This is a genomic window from Pseudomonas sp. v388 (assembly GCF_003935425.1).
Classification (GTDB): Bacteria; Pseudomonadota; Gammaproteobacteria; order Pseudomonadales; family Pseudomonadaceae; genus Aquipseudomonas.
On the sequence record NZ_RHQN01000009.1, the window covers coordinates 134,990 to 155,854 of the forward strand.

A 20,865-nucleotide genomic window follows, 5' to 3' on the forward strand; every position below is an offset into this window, starting at 1 on the left:
CGATGCGTGTGCTTCGCCTGAAAGTCCGCTCCTACAGATATCGCGTCGTTGCGCTACTCGCAGCCAGCCGCTTTACTCTGCAATCAACCAGTCCATCTTCCAGCCGCCCTGGGTCTGGCCCAGCTTTCGGGCCAGGTACGGCATCAATTCGCGCAGTTCTTCTTCCAGGCCCCAAGGCGGGTTGGCGATGGCCATGCCCGAACCGTTGAGGCTGGCGGGTGTGTCCAGCGGGTGGACGTACAGTTCGACACGCAGCAGTTTCGGCGCGCCGGTCTCGGCCAGGTCCTGATAGAAGCGCTTGAGCTGACGCTGATCCTTGATCGGATACCAGATCGCCGCCACCGTCTGGCGCATACGGCCGATGGTCTCTTTCAGCGCCACCGCGCAACGCTTCATCTCGTCCAGCTGTTCGAACGGCGGATCGATCAGCATCACTGCTCTTTTCTCCGCTACCGGCAGCAACGCACGCGGCACATGCCAGCCTTCCCCCAGGTGCACCGCCACACGGCGATCACCCTTCATGTTGTCCTTGAGCAGGCGGCCGTCTTCCGGATGTTTCTCGTTGAGCAGCACGCGCTCGCGCTCACGGGTCAGGCGTCGCGCCAGCTCCGGCGAGCCTGGGTAATAGCGCAGCTCGCCATCAGGGTTCATGTCGTGCAGCACTTGCAGGTAATCCGCGGCCAGCGCAGGCAGGTCCGACGCGCCCCAAAGACGGCCGATGCCCTCGATCCACTCACCGGTGCGTGTCGCCTGGTCGCCCTTGAGGTCATAAAGCCCCAATCCCGCATGGGTGTCGAGATAGGCGAACGGTTGCTCCTTGCGCGCCATGAGGGCGATCAAGCGAGTCAGAGTCAGGTGTTTGAAGACGTCGGCATGGTTGCCGGCGTGGAAGGCGTGACGGTAATTCATGGCAGCTCCTGGCAGGCCGCGCAGTTTAGCAAAACTTGGCGATGAACAAGCCCGCCGAGCACGACTTAACTGAAAACGACCTGACCGTAGGTGTTTCAGCCAAAGGACGTCAATCGGGGTTGCTGCCGCAATGACACACCACCAGAATCAGGAAAAAACCGATCACAGGAACCGACGTCATGATGCATGCCGATTTGATCGACCAGGAAGACCTGCTGACTCAACTCCGCGCCTTGGGGTTCGAAACGTCCAGCGGTGCAACGGCAGAACAGGCCTGCGCCCAAGCCGTGTGCGGCCTGACCACGGAACGGGCCGTGGCCTTGCGGCGCCTTGTCGAACAGTTACTGACCGGCAGCGCGACCATCCTGCCCGCCGTGCGCCAGGCGATAGACCAGCAACTACTGCCGGCGCTGGCCGCCTACAAGCAAAGTCATCAGTAGCCTGCTTCGCCAGCAAGCTGGCTCCTACAAAAATGGTGGGCTGTAGGAGCCAGCTTGCTGGCGAATGCGGAATCACAGGCGTCGTCCACCAGCAGTCTCTCAATACTCGATCCGCACATCCCCTTTTGGAACGCTGCAGCACGACAGAATGTAACCCTCGGCCACGTCGTCATCGGTAATGCCGCCGTTGTGCTCCATTTCCACTTCGCCGCTCAGCTTCATGACCTTGCAGGTGCCGCAGATGCCCATGCCGCAAGCCTTGGGAATCATCAGGCCCAGCTTGGCCGCTGCGGCATGGACGGTTTCGCCCGGCGCGACGCGGATGCTCTTGCCGGTATCGGTGAATTCCACCTGGTGCAGATCCGCCAGATCCACATCCGGCGCCTCGGCGGCGATCTCGGCCTGTTCGACCGCATCGGCACGGGCTTCGGGCGGCGTAGCGCCAAAGGACTCCTCGTGGTACTGCGCCATGTTGAAGCCGTTTTCCTGGAGCAGGCGCTTCACGGCGTTCATATACGGCGTCGGGCCGCAGCAGAACACTTCGCGCTCCATGAAGTCGGGCGCCATCAGTTCCAGCATTTTCTGGTTCAGATAGCCGCGATACCCGGCCCATGGTTCGCCCAAACCATGTTTTTCACACACCAGGTGCAAGCTGAAGTTATCGATGCGCGAAGCCATGTGTTCCAGCTCGCGGTGATAGATGATGTCCTTGGGCGAGCGCGCGCTGTGGACGAACACCATGTCGACGTTGGCGTTGGTGTCGTAGAACCAGCGCGCCATGGACATGACCGGCGTGATCCCGACGCCGCCGCTGAGGTAGAGGATTTTCGGGTTCGGGAAGTCGATGGCGTTGAACAGCCCGACCGGCCCGTGTACCGCCAGCTCCTGGCCTTCATGCAGCGTGTCGTGCAGGTAATTGGAAACCTTGCCGCCGGGCACACGCTTGATGGTGATGGAAAAGCTGTACGGTACCGACGGTGAACTGGAGATGGTGTAGGAGCGCATGACCGGCACGCCTTCGATCTCCAGCTCCAGCGTCACGAACTGGCCGGGTTTGAAGAAGAACAGAATCGGCTGGTCGGCCATGAAGCAGAAGGTGCGCACATCCCAGGTTTCCTGGATGACTTTGACGACCCGAACCAGGTGGCGTCCATTGGCCCACGTCTGGGTCGTTACCGGGCTCAGAAAACTTTGCGACATGCTGGCTCTCCACGGCCGACTATCGGCCTGATGTGTGTGAATTCTGCGTAACGCTTCAGGCGCCCGTTTACCTATCTGCGACATTCACATACTTACGGCGACCAGGCCCAGTCTACCGGGGCTCGCGCGTCGGAAACGGATTCGGCCATGTCGCCCATGGATAAGGTTCGCTCCTCACGCAGATCCACACTCCGCACCAGATCGTTACATAAGTTTCAGCGACAGGCAGGAGCGCTCCACAGGTCGCCTTGCGTGCACAATTCAACCACCGTATCAGCCACATTCGCAGGCCGCCGAAGCGCGGTCATGAGGACATGAAAATGGACGTCACCGCAACCTTGAGCCTGGGCGATCCGCTGGAGCCCGCACGCAAGGCGACCGCCGAAATGCTGCAGAATCGCGAGCGCACCTACTCGCTGCCGCAGCCTTTCTACAGTGATGAGCGCCTGTTCGAAATCGACATGCAGGAAATCTTTCACAAGGAGTGGCTGATCGCAGGGATGACCTGTGAGGTGCCGGCCAAGGGCAACTACCTGACGCTGCAGATCGGCAAGAATCCGGTTCTGGTGGTGCGCGGCGCCGACGGCAACGTCAACGCGTTCCATAACGTCTGCCGTCATCGCGGTTCGCGGCTGTGCACAGGTGAGAAAGGCAAGGTCGCCAAGCTGGTCTGCCCTTATCACCAATGGACCTACGAACTGGACGGCCGCCTGCTGTATGCCGGCACCGAGATGGGCACCGACTTCGACATGCAGAAGTTCGGCCTCAAGCCCATCCATGTGAAGACCGCAGGCGGCTACATCTTCATCAGCCTGGCGGAAAACCCGCCGGCCATCGACGAGTTCCTGGCGACCTTGCGTCACTACATGGAACCCTACGACATGGAAAACACCAAGGTGGCCGTGCAAACCACCTTGATGGAAAAGGCCAACTGGAAGCTGGTGCTGGAAAACAACCGCGAGTGCTACCACTGCAACGGCTCGCACCCCGAGTTGCTGAAAACCCTGCTGGAATGGGACGACGTCACCGACCCGCGTGCCGACCAGCCCTTCAAGGATCACGTCGCCGCATCCGCCGCCGCGTGGGATGCCGAGAAAATCCCCTACGCCCACGCCAGCTTCGGGCTGCGCAACCGGATCGTGCGCATGCCGCTGCTCAAGGGCACCGTGTCCATGACAATGGACGGCAAGGTCGGCTGCAAGAAACTGATGGGCCGTATCCAGAACCCGGACCTGGGCTCGATGCGCATCCTGCACCTGCCGCACTCCTGGAACCACTGCATGGGCGACCACATCATCGTGTTCACCGTGTGGCCGATCAGCGCGCAAGAGACCATGGTCACCACCAAGTGGATCGTCCACAAAGATGCGGTAGAAGGTGTGGACTACGACGTGCAACGCATGCGGGAAGTCTGGGACGCCACCAACGATCAAGACCGCCGCCTGGCCGAAGAAAACCAGCGCGGGATCAACTCCACTGCCTACCAGCCAGGCCCATACTCCAAGACCTACGAGTTTGGCGTCGTGAATTTCATCGACTGGTACAGCGCACGCATGCTGGAAAACCTGGGCGCCGAGCCTGCGCCTTATTTGAAGGGGGTGGCGGTGAATCACGAGTGAGGACAACTCGCCCTCCACGCCATTGAGATTGCTTCATTCATGCGCACTCAAACCGGTAACGGTCGCCTTTCGGGCCGTTACCGGTGACTAGAGCTGACACATTCTCTTCGACCCTCCATATTGAACCCTACCAAGACAACCATCCTTAGCCTTCCTAGTTCCCCCGCACCGGCCCGCCTCAGCTGCAGTTCAGGTCACTAAATTTTCCTTCAAGGCTATTCACGCTTTGGCGAAAAATAGTCGCCGGAAGGGGATCCTACAAATATTTATCAATAGATTCATGTAGTTACTAATATTTTCCCACAAAGCATGCGAATTTTCCTACGGAATTGTCAGACGCTGAGTAAGTCTCTTGGCCTAGCCGTAGTTATTTTCTATTGCTATTAATATCTAACTCGCAACCACGCGTGCGAGCCAACAAAAGTTTTATCACCAAATAATGGAGCAACTAAAAATGGGCAGACGCCGTTCTGAAATTCACATGAACCCATTAGATTACGGTAATGACATGATGGCAGGATTGCTGCCAAGCGAGACCCAATTCTATTCATCCAACTGACGCAAGATAGCGTTACAAAAGGTTTGAGGGGAAACCCTCAAACCTTCCAAATATGGAAAAATTATGCTTGAACGCGAATTCCCCCCAATGGCGTCAAGAGAGAGAATCCTACAGGCCGCTCGCTCTTTGCAATTGTCGCCCCTAACCGAATACTTAAACACTTCCAAAACAATAGCCACCTGCATGCTGACCGATGAGTATGGAACAGTAGTAGCAGAAGGTGCTGGTAAAGGCATCCATGCTGAGATTGGCGCGCTGGCAGAGAGCCTTGAACATTTTGCATTAAACCACGACTATTCCAAGGATCTTGTCAATACTGCAATAGCTAAGGTTCGCAATCAACCCTTCTTAAGCATGGATGGACTGATCGCCAACCTGCCTGAATCCCAGTCGCTGATTGAATGCGTCAGTTTCAAGGAATCGCGAAGTGGAATAGTAGTTAAAGTACCAGCTGTACTTCATCTACCAAGCAGCCCGCTGGCTGAAAGAATACGCTCCTACGATAGTTTTTCTTTCCTTAGCCGCTACTCGTCTAACTCAGGCATTGCGTTTGGCTGTTCTGAAGCTGAAGCCAGGCTGCATGGAATAAACGAAGTTATAGAACGACACACTCTTTCAAAGATTTTAATGTTTTTGTGTGGCCAACACGAAAGATTACTGCTGTCTTCGCCCGCCGCGCACGTGTTAGACGAGGTGTTCTCCGAGCATCCAGAGCTCCGATGCGTAGCTGACAATATGAAAATACTGATTATCAAAACTATTTATGGGGTTTATTTCAGCATAGCTATTCCGAAGAGACCGGATGGAAGACATCCCATCTGTCAAATTGGCTCAGGCTGCTCGATTGACGCCCGAGTCGCTATACAACGCGCCACTACCGAACTGCTTCAATGCACGCTATTGTTTGACGATTCGGAAAAGGCAGCCGACCTCAAAACTTACGCCTTGCTAAGAAAAACAGAGAGGCTCCGCCCCTTAATTGATTTGGAGATACTGAGAAATATCGAAGAGGTTTTCAGACGACTTGAACCGCCGGTCAAGCTCTCGGTCGGAGACCAGATTGACTCTATTACCGACAGGGCATCAGCTACTGGATTAAGCATCCTGGAGCGCACACTGCTGAACTTCGACAACGGTTGCGCCGTTGCCCACACCTATGTACCCGGCATGGAACGATTCAACTTGATCAGAGCAGGCATGCCGGTCGTGCCCCAGCATTTGCTTCATGCTAATAAGTCGTTCGTGTAGAGATCATGCGCCATGATTGAATTTCTGACTGAGACGCTCCGCGCCAAGCGGGCTCTGTTTATCTCCGCGACGAGCATGACAGTGCTGCTAAAAATAGCTTCTATTTTGCCGTCGGTGTTACTTGGAAAAATAATCGATAGCATGACCGCCCGTGAAGGGGTCGACACCTCATATGTTTACTTGCTGGTGTCTATGCTCTGCGCCGTCACGGTACTTCAATCAGTTGTTAATCCTCTGCAAACATATCAACTGGTCAGATTGGTCCAAACCACTCTTAAGGATAAATCCATTTACTGGACGGACACTATCCTGCGGAAAGACTTCGAGCAGTTTTCAGAACTTCGATTGGGTGGCTTGATCAAGTCGTTGGAGCGCGGCATCAATGCTCATGAAAAATTTCTGACCTTCGTTATCACATCTGGTTTCCCCTTGATGATAGAGGTCTTTCTGATCGCAGGTATTTTTAGCTACATCGGAGGCACCGTGCCGCTTCTGATCACGACATTATTCTCGGCCGGGTACTTGTGTCTTTATCACTATTTGGTCAACTGGCGGCGGCCTTTCTTGCTTGCTGTAAATGAGCAGGAAGATCTGGTTTCATCGAAGCTTTTCGAAACCTTTCATGCAGCCAAATGCATCAAGCTGGAGCGAGCCTGTGACAGTGCCCCACAACCGCTCTACGCCCACTACAAAGGTTACGCGCGGGCTGCAACCCAGGTAGCGGGGACTGGCGCTATTCTGGGGTCAGTAAAAATCCTATACCTGGGGCTTACCGTTGCGACGCTATTGGCCTGGGGAGTCCACGACCAGCTATCGCCTGCTCCGCGGCTGACCACTGGTGAATTGATAGCTGTCTTTTCGATTGCGGGAATGCTTGTAAACAACATCGGTGCGCTGGCCGAAGCCTATCGGACTCTGGACCAGTTTCTTGTGGACAAAAAGACGCTTGAGAAAGCGCTTTCATTGGATGCGCTGACTGTGAGCGACGGAAAGTCTTCGTGGGATTCTCTGTCGCGTGTCGATCTTTCGATTCTTCCCTCAGTAACCGACAGGCCCCTTTCTTTCTACATCGAGCAGTCCGTCGCGATCATCGGACCGAGCGGTGGAGGAAAAACGACTCTGCTTGAGGTATTGGCGGGAACAGCGACCTCCGGACGTTACCACCTCAGCGCAGACGGCTCGAAAGTAGGCTCATCCGAACTGGAAAACTATCTACGCAGCGTCCGCTATTGCCCTCAGCATCCTGCGTTTCTAGCAGGAAGCTTCCAGTGCTCTGTGCTTTTCGGACAGGACATCTCGCCCTCGATAAAACCCGCAACCGATGCGCTCATGCTTGGAGACATCGTGAAGAACCGAACCATCGCCGAAGGCGCCAGGAATATATCCGGCGGGGAGGCAAAAAGGCTGTCTTTACTGAGGCTGATCAACAAACCGGGCGACTTCAACTTGTTCGACGAACCTACCGCCTCGCTGGACAAAGAAATGGGCTCCAGAGTGTGGGAGGTTATTTTCTCTTCTTTCAATCGAAGGGGGCTCATCTGCGCCACGCACGATGTGGCTGTCCTGCCTCGTTTCGACCGCGTCATAGTCATCAAACACGGCGCCGTTATTGCTGACGGGCATTGGAGCAAGCTTTCGAGCGAGCCTGGTGTCGTGAGAGCGCTGCAGGAAATCACGTTGGCTTCGCCTGGATGAAGAAAGACTCAGGATTGCATGCCTCCGCCTCGTCCGGTCCGATCCTACAAAGCCAGCGTCACACTGCTCAAAAAACAACCAGCATCGTCGCAAGCCCTGCCCATCGCGCTGTGCGCTGTCCACAAACAACTTATCCACAGAGGAACCCACAGCAATTGTGGGAAAGTCGACGCTCACTGGTTGAAAAAGACCGAAAAAACCGTGACTTATTCGAAACGTTCAGGTTGAGCCTGAGGTGTACATTTATTGATCAGTCCTCTCAAAGCCACGCTGGGCAAGGCTCTCAGGCGGTGGCGAACACCTTATCCACAGAACCGCCAACAGACTTTGGGTACAACTCTAATGACGGCCTTGGCGCGCTGTGGAAAAGTTTATGCGTCGTTGTTTTTTGGTCTTGATAAGGGCGAAACGAGCTAATTGATCACTTATTGAACAAAGTTGTACAGCCCGCGAATTTACTGGGCTGTAGGGGATCACGAACAACTTGTCCACAGAGACGCCAACAGAGATTGTGGGCAGTTGTGGAGAAACCGGGGGGCAACAACGTGGATATCCACACCTAAAAGCCTGAAAAATCCGCCACTTAGGTTGATCAATAAATGAACGGTGCGCTACAGGCCGCGTATCACAAGGGACACAGCAACCCGCGAACACCTTATCCACAGGCAGGCGCACAGGGATTGTGTGTAACCGCGCATGCTCTAGCGGACGACGCCCTCTTCAATCAACAGCTTCAGAATTACCGCAGCGCCATCTTCCGGGCTCAACCCTTTCAGCACCTGCCCTCCGCCGCCGCTGGCTTTGGCCGTCGCGGCTTTCATGCGGTCGGCGCCGCTCTTGGCCTTGATCACCTTCAAGCGCTTGGGTCGCGGCTTGGCTGGATGCAACGCGTCGCCTGTGAGTAACTCGTCGGCGACCACCTCGACCTCACTGGCGTGCAGTACCCCACGCTGGGCTGGGCCATAGGCGCTTTGGCGGGCCTTGGGGGCGGCGTTATCCACAGTCGCGAGAAAGGGCAACCTGACTTTGAGACGCCGACGTTGGCCGCGCGGCAAGGCTTGCAGCACCAAGGCGACGCCGTTATCCAGCGACTCGACTTCAGCCAGGCCGGTTACAACCGGCCAGCCGAGGCTTTCCGCCAGCAGAAACGGCAACATGCCCGACCCTTCACCGGTTTCCGCCTGGCTGCCGGTGAGGACCACTTGTGCCGGGTGCTGACGGATGTAATCCACCAACGCGGGTACTGCGTCCGCACCATTGGGTTGTTCAAGAACGTGCAGCTGATCCAGCCCCATCCCCAGATACGCTCGCAGTGCAGGCTCGTGGGCGTCGCCGGCATGCAGTATCTGCAACTTATCCCCAACCAGTCGCAAGCCCAGTTCGACCGCACGCGCGTCCTGCTCGGCACGACGCGGGCGACCGGAAGTCGGGTGAGCGCCCACGGAAACCAGACTGATGATCTGCACAGGCGATTTATCCTCAGCCAGGTTCGATTGCTCAGGCCGCATCACGCTTCTCCCCGTTTCGCCACGCTTCCACCGCTGCGATCAATGCGCGCAGAATGTCGGCACTCTCGCCAATGACCGACAAGTCGGCACGTTTGACCATGTCACAACCGGCATCCAGGTTGATGGCCACGACCTTGTCGCAGGCGCCGATGCCCTGCAAATGCTGAATAGCGCCCGAGATACCCACTGCCACATACACCCTGGCCGTTACCCAGGTGCCGCTGGCGCCCACCTGACGATCCCGACTCATGAAGCCGTCATCCACAGCGACCCGCGAAGCGCCTTCGGTTGCGCCCAAGGCAGCCGCGGTGTGATGGAACAGCGTCCAGTCCTTAACACCGTTGCCGCCGGAAAACACGAACTCGGCCTCGGCCATGGGGATAACCGCAGGGTCTACGGCCACGGCGCCCAGGTCTTCGATACGCGACAGGCTGCGCGCCACGGGTGTGGATAACTCTACCGGCCGTGCTTCGTGCCGAGTTTCGCTGACCGGCTCGGCGCATTCGACGGCCGCCAGGATCAGTCTGGAAAGCGGGCGGATGACATCCTGCTGACCTGCGCCTGCGCGCCCACTGCAGGTCTTGTCCTTCACCTGCCAGACCCGCGTCGCAGGTCGTTCGCCCAGGCTGGCTGCAAACCGCCGGCCAAGTTCGCCACCGCCGGTTCTGCTGTCAGGCAACAACCAGTGACGAGGACCGAACTGGTTATCCACAGCCCGCAGCCCCTGAATGCGCTGCTCCGGCGAATAGCCGGTGAACTGATCGCCTTCAAGCATCAGCAGGCGATCCACACCTGCGGTGTCGAACGCGGTCTCCTTGTGCTCACCGAACACTACCGCCAGCACTGCGCCGTGGTCGCCGGCCATCTGACGAGCCAGACCGAGCAAGTCACGGTCATGACTGCTCAAACGCCCGCCGACCATGTCTGGCACTACGCAAATATGGAAAGCAGGTTCGGCAACGACGTGAAGCGGCAACTGCACCGCAACCGCCGTCGAACGCTTGCTGCCGCTGGCCTGCTGCGCGCCGCTGCGGTCTATACGCTTGATACCGTTGGGGCCGGTGTAACCGATGCCATGAACGTTGCGGCGCAGCACCCCGTTAGGCCCCATCCAGCGTGTTTCCGGGGGTTGCATGGCGGCGTGCAGTGGGTGCAGGCGGTTGCGGGCGATCCATTCCGCTCGTGGGTCGCGCCGAATGATCTCGCTCATAGAACCTCCGCCGGTTCGCGCTGGGCCTGGGCCGTCACGGTTGGGGCCGGCTGTTCCTCGATCAACGCATCGGCCACCAATTCGGCGATGTCCTTGATCAGTGGCCGGGGTTCGACGACGCCTTCAAGCATCGCCGTGCATTGTGGACAACCAACCGCCACCAGCTCGGCGCCGGTCTCGCGAATGTCTTCCATGCGCATGTCGGGAATCCGCTGTTTGCCGGGAATGTCGGTGATCGGCGCACCGCCACCACCGCCGCAGCAACGGGAGCGGAAGCCCGAGCGCTGCATTTCCTTGATATCGATGCCCAGCGCACGCAGCACCTGGCGCGGCGCTTCGTACTCGCCGTTATAGCGGCCCAGGTAACAGGGGTCGTGATAGGTGACGCTGGTGCCTTTGTGCTGGCCCACCTTCAATGCGCCGCCTTCGACCAGTTCGGCCATGAAGGTGCTGTGGTGTTGAACCAGATAATTGCCGTCGAACGCGCCGTATTCGTTTTTCAGAACGTGGAAGCTGTGCGGGTCGCAGGTCACGATGCGCTTGAAGCTGTAGCGTGACAGGGTCTGGATATTGCGCCGGGCAAGCATCTGGAAAGTCGCTTCGTCACCAAGGCGGCGGGCCACGTCGCCGCTGTCGCGCTCTTCAAGGCCCAGCACCGCGAAGTCCACCTTGGCGGCCTTGAGCACTTTGACAAAGGCGCGCAGAGTGCGCTGGTTGCGCATGTCGAAGGCACCGTCGCCGACCCAGAACAGCACGTCGGCGGTTTTCTTGTCGCTCATGAGCGACAGGTTCAGGTCCGCCGCCCAGTTCATGCGCCCGCCCGGCGCAAACCCGCCGGGGTTGTCGGTGGCGATCAGGTTATCCAGCACCTCCGCGCCCTTGTTTGGTGTGGCACCTTTTTCCAGGGTCAGATGACGGCGCATGTCGACGATGGCATCCACGTGCTCGATCATCATCGGACACTCTTCCACGCAGGCGCGGCAGGTGGTGCAGGACCAGAGGGTTTCAGCCTCGACCAGGCCGTTGACGATCGGTTGATGCGGATGGCCGCCATGCACGCCGATGGGCCTGCCCTTGCCGTCCAGCGACGGATATGGACTACCGGCATATGTCGCGTCGGTGCCACCGGCCAGGCCAACCACCATGTCCTGAATCAGCTTCTTGGGGTTCAGGGGCTGGCCGGCGGCGAATGCCGGGCAGGCCGCTTCGCATTTGCCGCATTGCACGCAGGCATCGAAACCCAGCAGCTGGTTCCAGGTGAAGTCTTCTGGTTTTTCCACTCCCAGTGGCGCGGTGCTGTCGGCCAGGTCCAGCGGCTTGAGGCCGGTAGACCGGCCGCCGCCGAAGCGTTCGGCGCGACGGTGCCAAGCCAGGTGCAAGGCTCCGGCAAAGGCATGCTTCATCGGCCCGCCCCAGGTCATGCCGAGGAACAACTCGCTGACGCCCCACGCCACACCCAGCGCCAGAATGCCCGCCAACAGCCAGCCACCGAAGTCCTGCGGCAGAATGCCAGCAACCGGCAGCGTCACCAGAAAGAAGCTGACTGAGAACGCCAGCAGACTTTTCGGCAAACGCATCCACGGGCCTTTCGACAACCGTGCTGGAGGGTTGATACGTCGGCGATAGATAAATATCGCCCCTATGAACATCACCAGCGTGGTCAGCAGCAATGCATAGCCAAGCACGCGGTTATGCAGCCCGAAGCCGTGGACCAGAATCGCCAGCAGGATCGACGCCGCTGCGCCGCCTGCCGTGGCGACGTGGGTGTTGGCGATGTACTTGTCGCGGCCCACCACGTGGTGCAGGTCGACCAGATAGCGCTTGGGCATGGCCAGCAGGCCGCCCAGCAGATCGACCTTCGACGCCCGGCCGTTGCGCCACAGGTTGACCCGCCGCCACACACCGAGCACCGCAAGGGCCAAGGCTGCGAACAACAGGATGGGAAGAAGGGTGTTCAGCATGATGGCTCCCACGGGGGCACGATGTTGTCGAGGTTCTGTAGGAGCGAGCTTGCTCGCGAAAGCGGCGGGTCAGGCACATCAATGGCGGCTGACAGATTGCATTCGCGAGCAAGCTCGCTCCCACAGGTTTACCCACAAGCCGTTAGAAATCCTTGCACAGGCGCAGCCCGTCATAGATCGCCGCATGGGTATTGCGCTGGGCCACGCAGTCGCCGATCCGAAACAGGAGATAACCGTCGCCCGGCTCGCTCAGACAAGGCTGCGGCTGGATCGCGAACAGTGCGTCGATATCGATCTGGCCTTTGTTGCGCGAACCGTCCTTGAGCGCGTAATAGATCGCCTCGTCCGGCCGCACACCGTTTTCCACCACCACCTGATCGACCACCCGTTCTTCCTTGGCGCCGGTGTATTCGTTCTCCAGCACCGCAATCAGCTTCTCGCCTTCGCGGTAGACCTTTTCCAGCATCATGTCCCCGGTCATGATCACTTCCTTGGGGTACATGCTGCGGTAATAGGTGGGAAACGACGTACCGCCAATTGCCACGCCGGGCTTGATGTCGTCGGTGACGATCTCCACCAGGCTGCCCTTGTCGGCCAGGTAGTCGGCGACGGACATGCCGGTGAACTCGCAAATGGTGTCGTAGACCAGCACGTTCTTGCCCGGCGCGACCTTGCCATCCAGCACGTCCCAGCTGCTGACCACCAGACCTTCCGCCGCGCCCCAGTGTTCGTTCTGCTCCAGGAATGGGTGCCCACCCACGGCCAGCACCACGATATCCGGGCGCAGGTCGAGAATGGTTGCCGCATCGGCGGCGGTGCCCAGGCGCAGGTCGACTTTCAGGCGCGCCAGTTCGAGCTGGAACCAGCGGGTGATTCCGGCAATCTGGTCACGCTGCGGCGCTTTCGACGCCGTGGTGATCTGCCCGCCGATGGACTCTTTCTTTTCGAACAGCGTGACGTCGTGCCCGCGCTCGGCAGATACCCGCGCTGCTTCCATCCCGGCCGGCCCGGCCCCCACGATCACCACCTTGCGTTTCGGCCCGGTGGATTTCTCGATGATGTGCGGCACGCCCATGTATTCACGGGACGTCGCAGCGTTCTGGATGCACAGCACATCCAGGCCTTGATACTGGCGGTCGATGCAATAGTTGGCGCCCACGCATTGTTTGATCTGGTCGATCTGGCCCATCTTGATCTTGGCGATCAGGTGCGGGTCGGCGATGTGGGCGCGGGTCATGCCGACCATATCGACGTAGCCGCCCTCCAGAATCCGCGTGGCCTGGTTCGGGTCCTTGATGTTCTGCGCGTGCAGCACTGGCGCCTTGACTACTTCCTTGATACCGGCGGCCAGATGCAGGAACGGCTCCGGTGGATAACTCATGTTGGGGATAACGTTGGCCAGGGTGTTGTGGGTATCGCAGCCGGAGCCGACGACGCCCAGGAAGTCGATCATGCCGGTATCGTCGTAATACTTGGCGATCTGCTTCATGTCCTCGTGGCTCAGGCCGTCAGGATGGAATTCATCGCCGCAGATCCGCAGGCCGACACAGAAATCCGGGCCGACTTCCTTGCGCACCGCCTTGAGAACCTCAAGGCCGAAACGCATCCGGTTCTCGAAGCTGCCGCCCCACTCGTCGGTGCGTTTGTTGACGCGCGGGCTCCAGAACTGGTCGATCATGTGCTGGTGAACGGCCGACAGCTCCACACCATCCAGCCCACCGGCCTTGGCCCTTGCAGCAGCGCTGGCGTAGTTGCCGATCACCCGCCAGATTTCCTCCGGCTCTATGGTCTTGCAGGTCGCGCGGTGCACAGGCTCGCGAATGCCGGACGGTGACATCAGCGTCGGCCAGTGATCACCGTCCCAGCGGGAGCGACGACCCATGTGGGTAATCTGGATCATGATCTTGGCGCCGTGCTTGTGCATGGCGTCCGCCAGGTTCTGGAAGTGCGGGATGATGCGGTCGGTCGCCAGGTTGACGGACTTCCACCAGCCTTGCGGGCTGTCGATGGCCACGCTGGACGAACCGCCGCAGATCGCCAGACCGATGCCGCCCTTGGCCTTCTCTTCGTAGTATTTGACGTAGCGCTCGGTGGTCATGCCGCCGTCGGTGGCGTACACCTCGGCGTGCGCGGTACTGAGTACGCGGTTACGAATTGTCAGCTTTCCAATCTGGATAGGCTGAAACATCGCTTCGAATGCCATAGCACGAACCTCGCCTTACACCGGTTTAACGACAAACAGCCCGTCGTCATGCCCTTCTTCCGAACCGCTGTAGACCTGCTCGGCCACAGTACGAATCGAGCTGCCCCGGGCGGCCAGAATCTGGTCCATGGCACCGGCAAACCAGCCGGTGAACATGTAATCGACCTTGCGTCCCACCTTGCCGTAGACGTACACAAAGCAGGAGTGCTCGAGTTTGATGCTGGCGGTGCCTTTATCCAGATCGATGTCCTGGATCTTGAACAGGCCCCAGCCGCGTTGCGACAGGCGCTTCATGTAATGCTCGAACACCGCGACGCCTTCCAGCCCGTGGCATTCGGCTTCTTTCTCGCACCAGTGCCAGGCGGACTTGTAGCCGGCCTTGTAGAGGATTTCGGCGTAAGCGTCGGCGCCCAGCACTTCCTCGATGCCCATGTGGTTATTCACGAAGAAATGGCGCGGTACGTACAGCATCGGCAATGCATCGGACGTCCATACGCCGGTTTCGCTGTCGACTTCGATGGGCAGTTGCGGGGCGATCTTGGCCATGGGTCAAACTCCAGACATTCGGGTTCATGCCCACCGCCGCAAAGCAGTGGGGTTATCAGTTCAATGAGGTAGCTCGGCGGATTATTCGAGCCAGACGTCTTTCAAGACGCGTACCCAGTTCTCGCCCATGATCTTGCGCACAACGCGCTCGGAATGACCGCGCTTGAGCAGGGTTTCGGTCAGATTGGGGAATTCACCCACGGTGCGGATGCCCAGCGGGTTGATGATCTTGCCGAAGTTGGTCAGGCGACGGGCGTAGCCCTTGTCGTGGGTCAGGTATTCGAAGAATTCCTGGCCGTGGCCCTGGGTGAAATCGGTGCCGATACCGATGGCGTCTTCGCCCACCAGGTTCATGGTGTACTCGATGGCTTCGGCGTAATCGTCGATGGTGGAATCAATGCCCTTGGCCAGGAACGGCGCAAACATGGTCACGCCAACGAAGCCGCCGTGGTCGGCGATGAACTTGAGCTCCGCATCGGACTTGTTGCGAGGGTGTTCCTTGAGACCTGACGGCAGACAGTGGGAATAGCAGACCGGCTTCTTCGATTCGAGAATGACTTCTTCGGAAGTCTTGGAGCCGACGTGGGACAGGTCGCACATGACGCCGACGCGGTTCATTTCCGCGACGATTTCCCGACCAAACCCCGACAGCCCGCCATCGCGCTCGTAGCAGCCGGTGCCCACCAGATTCTGGGTGTTGTAGCACATCTGCACGATGCCAACGCCGAGCTTTTTGAAGATCTCGACATAGCCGATCTGGTCTTCATAGGCGTGGGCGTTCTGGAAGCCGAACAGGATGCCGGTCTTGCCCAGCTCCTTGGCCTTGCGGATGTCGGCGGTGGTATGCACCGACATGACCAGGTCGCTGTTCTCGCGCATCAGCTTCTGGCTGCTGCAGATACTGTTGATCGTGGCTTGAAAGCCTTCCCAGACCGACACCGTGCAGTTGGCCATGGTCAGACCGCCCTTGCGCATGTCTTCGAACAGCTCACGGTTCCATTTGGCGATAATCAGCCCGTCGATGACGATGCTGTCGGCGTGCAATTCGGCTGGGCTCATCAGGCTGTCCCCTTTAGGTTTATGCGCACCGAATCGGCTGTCGGCGCTATTGGGGCCAGCATATGCCGCCGGGTCCGGGGAGCCGGGTGCAAAAACGACAGGGGGTTTGCCGAAAGCGTCAAGTCGCGACAATCAACGACAGCGCGACCTCGACCTGTGTCGTATACCTGTTCTTTACCGCGCGCTTGAGACAGAATCCAGCGCATCAATGGATCGGAGCGACTCGATGAAAGCGATTTTCCTGACGCTGGCGCTGATGGCGACAGCCGCAACCACCGCTCACGCTGCCCAAGACCCGGAAACCACTCCGTGTGACGGCGTAGACAGCGACAGCCAGACCCTCGAATGCTCGGTCTACAGCCGGCATACCGCCGAAGAGCTGCTCAAGGAAAACTTCCAGAACCTGCTCGCCCGCGTCCAGTCGCAGTTCGTCGCCAACAAGACGCAATTCAACGATTTCACCAGCAAACTCAAGACTGCCCAGCAGGCCTGGGAAAAGCTGCGTGACGCCGACTGCGCGGTGGAAGTGTTTCCTTCAGCGGCTGGCAGCAAGGCGTTTACCATCAGTGAAAATGACTGCATTGCGCGCATGAGCGACGAACGCTCGGAGTATCTGGAGTCGATAGCGCAGGAATGAGCGTCGCAATGAGATAACCTGTGTTTCATCCATGAACCAGAAGTATCAGGCGTTCTCATGATTATTTGCGGTGTAGAAATCAAAGGCAGCGAGGCCATCTTTGCCCTGGCCACCCGTACCGGCAGCGGCATGTCGCATCTGCCTCTGGCAACCCGGAAGCTGGCGCTCGCGGACGACGACGAAGCCGCCAACGTCAAGGCGTTCGCGGCACAGATCGCCAGTTTCCTGCGCGAGAACGGCATCAGCCATATCGCCATCAAGAAACGCAGCAAGAAGGGCGAATTCGCTGGCGGCCCGACCACGTTCAAGATCGAGACCGTGTTGCAGTTGATCACCGATTGCGACGTGGTGCTGATCTCGCCCCAGACCATCAATGCCCAGAACAAGAAACACCAGTTCGCCCTGCCCGACACCTTGAACAAATATCAGCACGAAGCCTTCAAGACGGCGTGCGCGGGGCTGATGAAGGGCATCTGACGCGTCATGTTCTCAAGAACGACGAAATACTGTGCGAGGCAGCTTGCTGGCGACAGCAGTGTGTCAGGCACTGTTGCACGCGCAGTTATATCGCAGTCGCGAGCAAGCTCCCTCCCACAGATTCGCAGCGACCGCGGTACCTGTTGCGCACCGCAATAATTGTGCGAGGCAGCTTGCTGGCGACAGCAGTGTGTCAGGCACCGCTGTCGGGCGAGAAGTTAAAGACAGGTGGCTCCCTCCCACGGATCGAGTCCAGCTTCACGGGATCTGTCCCATAAAAAAACCCGCATCTCTGCGGGTTTTTTATACCTGATCAACTTAGTTGATCTTGGCATCCAGCTCACCGCGCGCGTAGCGCTCGAACATGGCATCCAGGGAGATCGGCTTGATCTTGGACGCATTGCCGGCAGTGCCGAACGCTTCGTAACGTGCGATGCAGACATCGCGCATGGCAGTCACGGTCTTGGCCAGGTACTTGCGCGGGTCGAACTCGCTGCGGTTCTTGGCCATGAACTCGCGGATGGCACCGGTGGACGCCAGACGCAGGTCGGTGTCGATGTTGACCTTGCGCACGCCGTACTTGATGCCTTCGACGATTTCTTCAACCGGCACGCCGTAGGTTTCCTTGATGTCGCCGCCGTACTCGTTGATGATCTTCAGCCATTCCTGAGGAACGGAAGAGGAACCGTGCATCACCAGGTGAGTGTTCGGAATGCGCTTGTGGATTTCCTTGATGCGTTCGATCGCCAGGATGTCGCCGGTAGGCGGCTTGGTGAACTTGTACGCACCGTGGCTGGTGCCGATGGCGATCGCCAGGGCATCGACCTGAGTCTTCTTCACGAAGTCAGCGGCTTCTTCTGGGTCGGTCAGCATCTGGCTGTGATCCAGAATGCCTTCGGCACCCACGCCGTCTTCTTCACCGGCCATGCCGGTTTCCAGCGAACCCAGCACACCCAGCTCACCTTCGACCGACACGCCGCAGGCGTGGGCGAAAGCGACGACGCGACGGGTCACGTCGACGTTGTATTCGTAGGTGGTCGGCGTCTTGCCGTCGACACCCAGGGAACCGTCCATCATGACCGAGCTGAAGCCCAACTGGATCGAGCGCTGGCAAATGTCCGGGCTGGTGCCGTGATCCTGGTGCATGACGACCGGGATATGCGGGAATTCTTCGACAGCGGCCAGGATCAGGTGACGCAGGAACGGGGCACCGGCGTATTTGCGGGCACCGGCCGAAGCCTGAACGATCACCGGGGAGTCGGTCTTGTCGGCCGCTTCCATAATGGCGCGCATCTGTTCCAGGTTGTTTACGTTGAAGGCTGGAACGCCGTAACCGAATTCGGCTGCGTGGTCCAACATCTGGCGCATGCTGATAAGTGCCATTGTCTCGTTCTCTCCCGGTAGGGTCGTTAATCGTGCAAGCCTGCCGTAGTGGCGGCTGCTGTTCAAGTTATACGCCGCAGCAGCGCTGCCGTGCGGGTGATGCATCGGCTGCGTATTACCTGGCTTTGCAGCCGCGACCGATCAAATCATTGGTGGCGTCCCAATAAATCACGCCTTCGTTACCCTTGTTGACGAACGCCAACACGTTGTTGCTGTAGAGCATGCCACTGGCGGCGCCCGGTTCGGCCTGCAACCTGACCACCTGGTCGCTTTCGTTCAGGCGTACATCGACCTGCTTCTCGCTGGAATCGATGAACCGCCAATGAACCTCGGCCATGCTGTCGCAACGCCAATGGTTCCAGGGGTCGCCCTGCTGCGGAGCACCGCTGCTCGCACAACCGCCCAGCATCGCCAAGCCCACAAGAGCCAACAAGCCTTTCATTACATCTCCTGGCCTGCCCGGCGAAACCGGCGCTCGGCGAGCGCCGCAGTCTGTCAGGGGCAGTTCTGTTCCTGATTACGATCATCGGCCGGCTCGCCGGTGACCCGCGCCTCAACACGCTGGGCGTTGTCGGTCGTCGGTACATCCACGGAGGCCGGGCTGAATACTTCACAGGTCTTGGCGTGAGTGCCAGAACCGGTACAGCCTGCTACTACAAAGCAACTCACAAGAGCCAGGGCGGCGATTTTCATGGCGAAACTCCTTTCTCGGAAAGTAATCCACCCTTTAAAGACCGCCACACTGCACAGATGTTGCCGACAACGCTTCCAGAACCGGTCAGCGACAGGCGACGTTGCCGACCTGAGGCATGAATTCGTAACGATCCCACACCTCGCGTCCACCGCGCTTGTAGATGACCGGCACGGTCTCGGCCTGCCATCCGGCCTGGTAACAGCTGAGCTGAAGCAACCGGGCCTCTGGAGCAGACTCAGCTTCGTCGGCCACAGGACCGCTTGCACAACCGACCAATGCGCCGGCCATGAAAAACAACGGTAATGCCCTTACCATCTGCCACTCCCTTGCCAATGCCGCAAATCAGCCCTTGGCGCGTTGTTCAAGCATTTCCACCGCCGGCAGGACCTTGCCTTCCACGAATTCGAGGAACGCGCCGCCACCGGTGGAGATGTAGGAAATCTGCTGCGCGACATCATACTTGTCGATTGCCGCCAGCGTGTCACCGCCACCGGCGATGGAGAACGCCGGGCTTTCGGCAATGGCCTTGGCCAGCGTCTTGGTACCTTCGCCGAACTGATCGAATTCGAACACGCCGACCGGGCCGTTCCACAGGATAGTCCTGGAAGATTTCAACAGTTCGGCGAACTGTGCAGCGGTCTGCGGACCAATGTCGAGAATCATGTCGTCATCGGCGACGTCGGCGATCAGCTTGACGGTCGCTTCTGCGTCCTCGGCAAACGCCTTGGCAACCACCACGTCTACCGGCAACGGCACGCTGACCTTGGCGGCGATGGCGCGGGCGGTGTCCAGCAGGTCCGGCTCATAGAGGGACTTGCCGACTTTGTGACCGGCCGCAGCCAGGAACGTATTGGCAATGCCGCCACCGACGATCAACTGGTTGCAGATGGCGCTCAGGCTGTTGAGCACATCGAGCTTGGTCGAGACCTTGGAACCGGCAACGATGGCGGCCATCGGTTGGGCCGGAGCGCCCAGCGCCTTGCCCAAGGCATCCAGTTCAGCCGCCAGCAACGGACCAGCCGCTGCGACTTTGGCGAACTTGGCCACGCCGTGGGTGGAGCCTTCGGCGCGGTGCGCGGTGCCGAACGCGTCCATGACGAACACGTCGCACAGCGCGGCGTATTTCCGGGCCAGCTCGTCGGCGTTCTTTTTCTCGCCCTTGTTGAAGCGCACGTTCTCGAACAGCACGACGTCGCCCGGCTTGACGTCTACGCCGTCCAGGTATTCGGCGACCAGCGGCACGTCACGGCCCAACGCCTTGCTCAGGTATTCGGCAACCGGCTTGAGGCTGTTCTCGGCCGAAAACTCGCCTTCGGTCGGCCGCCCCAGGTGCGAGCAGACCATGACGGCTGCGCCTTTCTCCAGCGCCAGCTTGATGGTCGGCAGCGAAGCGAGGATGCGCGCGTCGCTGCTGACAGCGCCGTCCTTGATCGGGACGTTGAGGTCTTCGCGGATCAGTACACGCTTACCTTGCAGATCGAGGTCGGTCATCTTCAACACGGTCATGAGGCGTTCCT

19 protein-coding genes are annotated in these 20,865 nt (G+C 59.0%); 6 read left to right on the plus strand and 13 right to left on the minus strand.

What is annotated here, in order from left to right; genetic code table 11:
* Nucleotides 1-72: 72 nt before the first annotated feature.
* The gene (locus tag EGJ27_RS20400; protein WP_125832552.1) at nt 73-909 is read right to left on the minus strand and encodes a 23S rRNA (adenine(2030)-N(6))-methyltransferase RlmJ; all 837 of its coding nucleotides are present in this window, start codon (nt 907-909) and stop codon (nt 73-75) included.
* A gap of 179 nt (nt 910-1,088) precedes the next feature.
* Here EGJ27_RS20400 and EGJ27_RS20405 point away from each other — a divergent pair, with 179 nt between their 5' ends.
* Nucleotides 1,089-1,349, plus strand: coding sequence for a hypothetical protein (locus EGJ27_RS20405; RefSeq protein ID WP_125832553.1), 261 nt, complete (start codon nt 1,089-1,091; stop codon nt 1,347-1,349).
* A gap of 99 nt (nt 1,350-1,448) precedes the next feature.
* Here the strand turns inward: EGJ27_RS20405 and gbcB are convergent, their stop codons facing one another.
* Nucleotides 1,449-2,549 (minus strand): glycine-betaine demethylase subunit GbcB, encoded by a 1,101-nt coding sequence (gene gbcB / locus EGJ27_RS20410; RefSeq protein WP_125832554.1) that lies wholly within the window; start codon nt 2,547-2,549, stop codon nt 1,449-1,451.
* Between the two features lie 320 nt (nt 2,550-2,869).
* Between gbcB and gbcA the strand changes: the two genes are divergently transcribed.
* The 3 genes from gbcA to EGJ27_RS20430 all read left to right on the plus strand — a co-directional run bounded on the left by gbcA (nt 2,870) and on the right by EGJ27_RS20430 (nt 7,670).
* Entirely contained in the window at nt 2,870-4,168 is a 1,299-nt protein-coding gene (gene gbcA, locus EGJ27_RS20420; RefSeq protein WP_125832555.1) for a glycine-betaine demethylase subunit GbcA, read from the plus strand.
* A 622-nt stretch (nt 4,169-4,790) separates the two neighbouring features.
* Complete coding sequence (locus tag EGJ27_RS20425; protein ID WP_125832556.1) at nt 4,791-5,975, plus strand: YcaO-like family protein; 1,185 nt, start codon at nt 4,791-4,793, stop codon at nt 5,973-5,975.
* A gap of 12 nt (nt 5,976-5,987) precedes the next feature.
* Entirely contained in the window at nt 5,988-7,670 is a 1,683-nt protein-coding gene (locus EGJ27_RS20430; protein ID WP_125832557.1) for an ABC transporter ATP-binding protein, read from the plus strand.
* Nucleotides 7,671-8,371: 701 nt separating this feature from the next.
* On the opposite strand, the gene EGJ27_RS20435 is transcribed toward EGJ27_RS20430, so the two are convergent.
* From EGJ27_RS20435 to EGJ27_RS20460, 6 genes are all read right to left on the minus strand, one after another.
* Nucleotides 8,372-9,178 carry an electron transfer flavoprotein subunit beta gene (locus EGJ27_RS20435; RefSeq protein ID WP_125832558.1) on the minus strand — a complete coding sequence of 269 codons (807 nt, stop codon included), beginning with the start codon at nt 9,176-9,178 and terminating at the stop codon, nt 8,372-8,374.
* A complete protein-coding gene (locus tag EGJ27_RS20440; RefSeq protein WP_125832559.1) occupies nt 9,168-10,388 on the minus strand; it encodes an electron transfer flavoprotein subunit alpha/FixB family protein in 1,221 nt (406 codons plus the stop codon). The genes EGJ27_RS20435 and EGJ27_RS20440 overlap by 11 nt, the downstream gene beginning before the upstream one ends.
* Complete coding sequence (dgcB, locus tag EGJ27_RS20445) at nt 10,385-12,349, minus strand: dimethylglycine demethylation protein DgcB (protein ID WP_125832560.1); 1,965 nt, start codon at nt 12,347-12,349, stop codon at nt 10,385-10,387. Before dgcB ends, EGJ27_RS20440 begins: the two co-directional genes overlap by 4 nt.
* 142 nt (nt 12,350-12,491) lie before the next feature.
* Nucleotides 12,492-14,552 carry a dimethylglycine demethylation protein DgcA gene (gene dgcA, locus EGJ27_RS20450; protein ID WP_125832561.1) on the minus strand — a complete coding sequence of 687 codons (2,061 nt, stop codon included), beginning with the start codon at nt 14,550-14,552 and terminating at the stop codon, nt 12,492-12,494.
* 15 nt (nt 14,553-14,567) lie between these two features.
* Nucleotides 14,568-15,098: a DUF5943 domain-containing protein gene (locus EGJ27_RS20455; RefSeq protein WP_125832562.1), complete on the minus strand. Its 531-nt coding sequence runs from the start codon at nt 15,096-15,098 to the stop codon at nt 14,568-14,570.
* An 81-nt stretch (nt 15,099-15,179) separates the two neighbouring features.
* Nucleotides 15,180-16,157: a dipeptidase gene (locus EGJ27_RS20460; protein ID WP_125832563.1), complete on the minus strand. Its 978-nt coding sequence runs from the start codon at nt 16,155-16,157 to the stop codon at nt 15,180-15,182.
* A 226-nt stretch (nt 16,158-16,383) separates the two neighbouring features.
* Between EGJ27_RS20460 and EGJ27_RS20465 the strand changes: the two genes are divergently transcribed.
* Together EGJ27_RS20465 and EGJ27_RS20470 are read left to right on the plus strand one after the other, a co-directional pair.
* The gene (locus tag EGJ27_RS20465) at nt 16,384-16,794 is read left to right on the plus strand and encodes a lysozyme inhibitor LprI family protein (protein WP_125832564.1); all 411 of its coding nucleotides are present in this window, start codon (nt 16,384-16,386) and stop codon (nt 16,792-16,794) included.
* Between the two features lie 57 nt (nt 16,795-16,851).
* Nucleotides 16,852-17,271: a DUF3010 family protein gene (locus EGJ27_RS20470; protein ID WP_125832565.1), complete on the plus strand. Its 420-nt coding sequence runs from the start codon at nt 16,852-16,854 to the stop codon at nt 17,269-17,271.
* A gap of 318 nt (nt 17,272-17,589) precedes the next feature.
* On the opposite strand, the gene fba is transcribed toward EGJ27_RS20470, so the two are convergent.
* The 5 genes from fba to EGJ27_RS20495 all read right to left on the minus strand — a co-directional run bounded on the left by fba (nt 17,590) and on the right by EGJ27_RS20495 (nt 20,854).
* A complete protein-coding gene (gene fba, locus EGJ27_RS20475) occupies nt 17,590-18,654 on the minus strand; it encodes a class II fructose-bisphosphate aldolase (RefSeq protein WP_125832566.1) in 1,065 nt (354 codons plus the stop codon).
* Between the two features lie 115 nt (nt 18,655-18,769).
* Nucleotides 18,770-19,096 carry an MliC family protein gene (locus EGJ27_RS20480; RefSeq protein WP_125832567.1) on the minus strand — a complete coding sequence of 109 codons (327 nt, stop codon included), beginning with the start codon at nt 19,094-19,096 and terminating at the stop codon, nt 18,770-18,772.
* Between the two features lie 53 nt (nt 19,097-19,149).
* Nucleotides 19,150-19,347, minus strand: a complete 198-nt coding sequence (locus EGJ27_RS20485) for a hypothetical protein (RefSeq protein ID WP_125832568.1) — start codon at nt 19,345-19,347, stop codon at nt 19,150-19,152.
* Nucleotides 19,348-19,432: 85 nt separating this feature from the next.
* Nucleotides 19,433-19,663 (minus strand): hypothetical protein, encoded by a 231-nt coding sequence (locus tag EGJ27_RS20490; RefSeq protein ID WP_125832569.1) that lies wholly within the window; start codon nt 19,661-19,663, stop codon nt 19,433-19,435.
* Nucleotides 19,664-19,690: 27 nt separating this feature from the next.
* Nucleotides 19,691-20,854 (minus strand): phosphoglycerate kinase, encoded by a 1,164-nt coding sequence (locus tag EGJ27_RS20495; protein ID WP_125832570.1) that lies wholly within the window; start codon nt 20,852-20,854, stop codon nt 19,691-19,693.
* Between the last annotated feature and the right edge of the window lie 11 nt (nt 20,855-20,865).

Excerpts from the sequence above, each read along its gene's own strand:
- EGJ27_RS20495 (WP_125832570.1), bottom strand. The coding sequence starts at position 20,854 with ATGACCGTGTTGAAGATGACCGACCTCGATCTGCAAGGTAAGCGTGTA.
- gbcB (WP_125832554.1), bottom strand. The coding sequence starts at position 2,549 with ATGTCGCAAAGTTTTCTGAGCCCGGTAACGACCCAGACGTGGGCCAAT.
- EGJ27_RS20460 (WP_125832563.1), bottom strand. The coding sequence starts at position 16,157 with ATGAGCCCAGCCGAATTGCACGCCGACAGCATCGTCATCGACGGGCTG.
- EGJ27_RS20480 (WP_125832567.1), bottom strand. The coding sequence starts at position 19,096 with ATGAAAGGCTTGTTGGCTCTTGTGGGCTTGGCGATGCTGGGCGGTTGT.
- EGJ27_RS20485 (WP_125832568.1), bottom strand. The coding sequence starts at position 19,347 with ATGAAAATCGCCGCCCTGGCTCTTGTGAGTTGCTTTGTAGTAGCAGGC.
- EGJ27_RS20490 (WP_125832569.1), bottom strand. The coding sequence starts at position 19,663 with ATGGTAAGGGCATTACCGTTGTTTTTCATGGCCGGCGCATTGGTCGGT.
- EGJ27_RS20455 (WP_125832562.1), bottom strand. The coding sequence starts at position 15,098 with ATGGCCAAGATCGCCCCGCAACTGCCCATCGAAGTCGACAGCGAAACC.
- EGJ27_RS20440 (WP_125832559.1), bottom strand. The coding sequence starts at position 10,388 with ATGAGCGAGATCATTCGGCGCGACCCACGAGCGGAATGGATCGCCCGC.
- EGJ27_RS20435 (WP_125832558.1), bottom strand. The coding sequence starts at position 9,178 with ATGCGGCCTGAGCAATCGAACCTGGCTGAGGATAAATCGCCTGTGCAG.
- EGJ27_RS20465 (WP_125832564.1), top strand. The coding sequence starts at position 16,384 with ATGAAAGCGATTTTCCTGACGCTGGCGCTGATGGCGACAGCCGCAACC.
- EGJ27_RS20405 (WP_125832553.1), top strand. The coding sequence starts at position 1,089 with ATGATGCATGCCGATTTGATCGACCAGGAAGACCTGCTGACTCAACTC.
- dgcA (WP_125832561.1), bottom strand. The coding sequence starts at position 14,552 with ATGGCATTCGAAGCGATGTTTCAGCCTATCCAGATTGGAAAGCTGACA.
- EGJ27_RS20470 (WP_125832565.1), top strand. The coding sequence starts at position 16,852 with ATGATTATTTGCGGTGTAGAAATCAAAGGCAGCGAGGCCATCTTTGCC.
- EGJ27_RS20425 (WP_125832556.1), top strand. The coding sequence starts at position 4,791 with ATGCTTGAACGCGAATTCCCCCCAATGGCGTCAAGAGAGAGAATCCTA.
- dgcB (WP_125832560.1), bottom strand. The coding sequence starts at position 12,349 with ATGCTGAACACCCTTCTTCCCATCCTGTTGTTCGCAGCCTTGGCCCTT.
- gbcA (WP_125832555.1), top strand. The coding sequence starts at position 2,870 with ATGGACGTCACCGCAACCTTGAGCCTGGGCGATCCGCTGGAGCCCGCA.
- EGJ27_RS20400 (WP_125832552.1), bottom strand. The coding sequence starts at position 909 with ATGAATTACCGTCACGCCTTCCACGCCGGCAACCATGCCGACGTCTTC.
- EGJ27_RS20430 (WP_125832557.1), top strand. The coding sequence starts at position 5,988 with ATGATTGAATTTCTGACTGAGACGCTCCGCGCCAAGCGGGCTCTGTTT.
- fba (WP_125832566.1), bottom strand. The coding sequence starts at position 18,654 with ATGGCACTTATCAGCATGCGCCAGATGTTGGACCACGCAGCCGAATTC.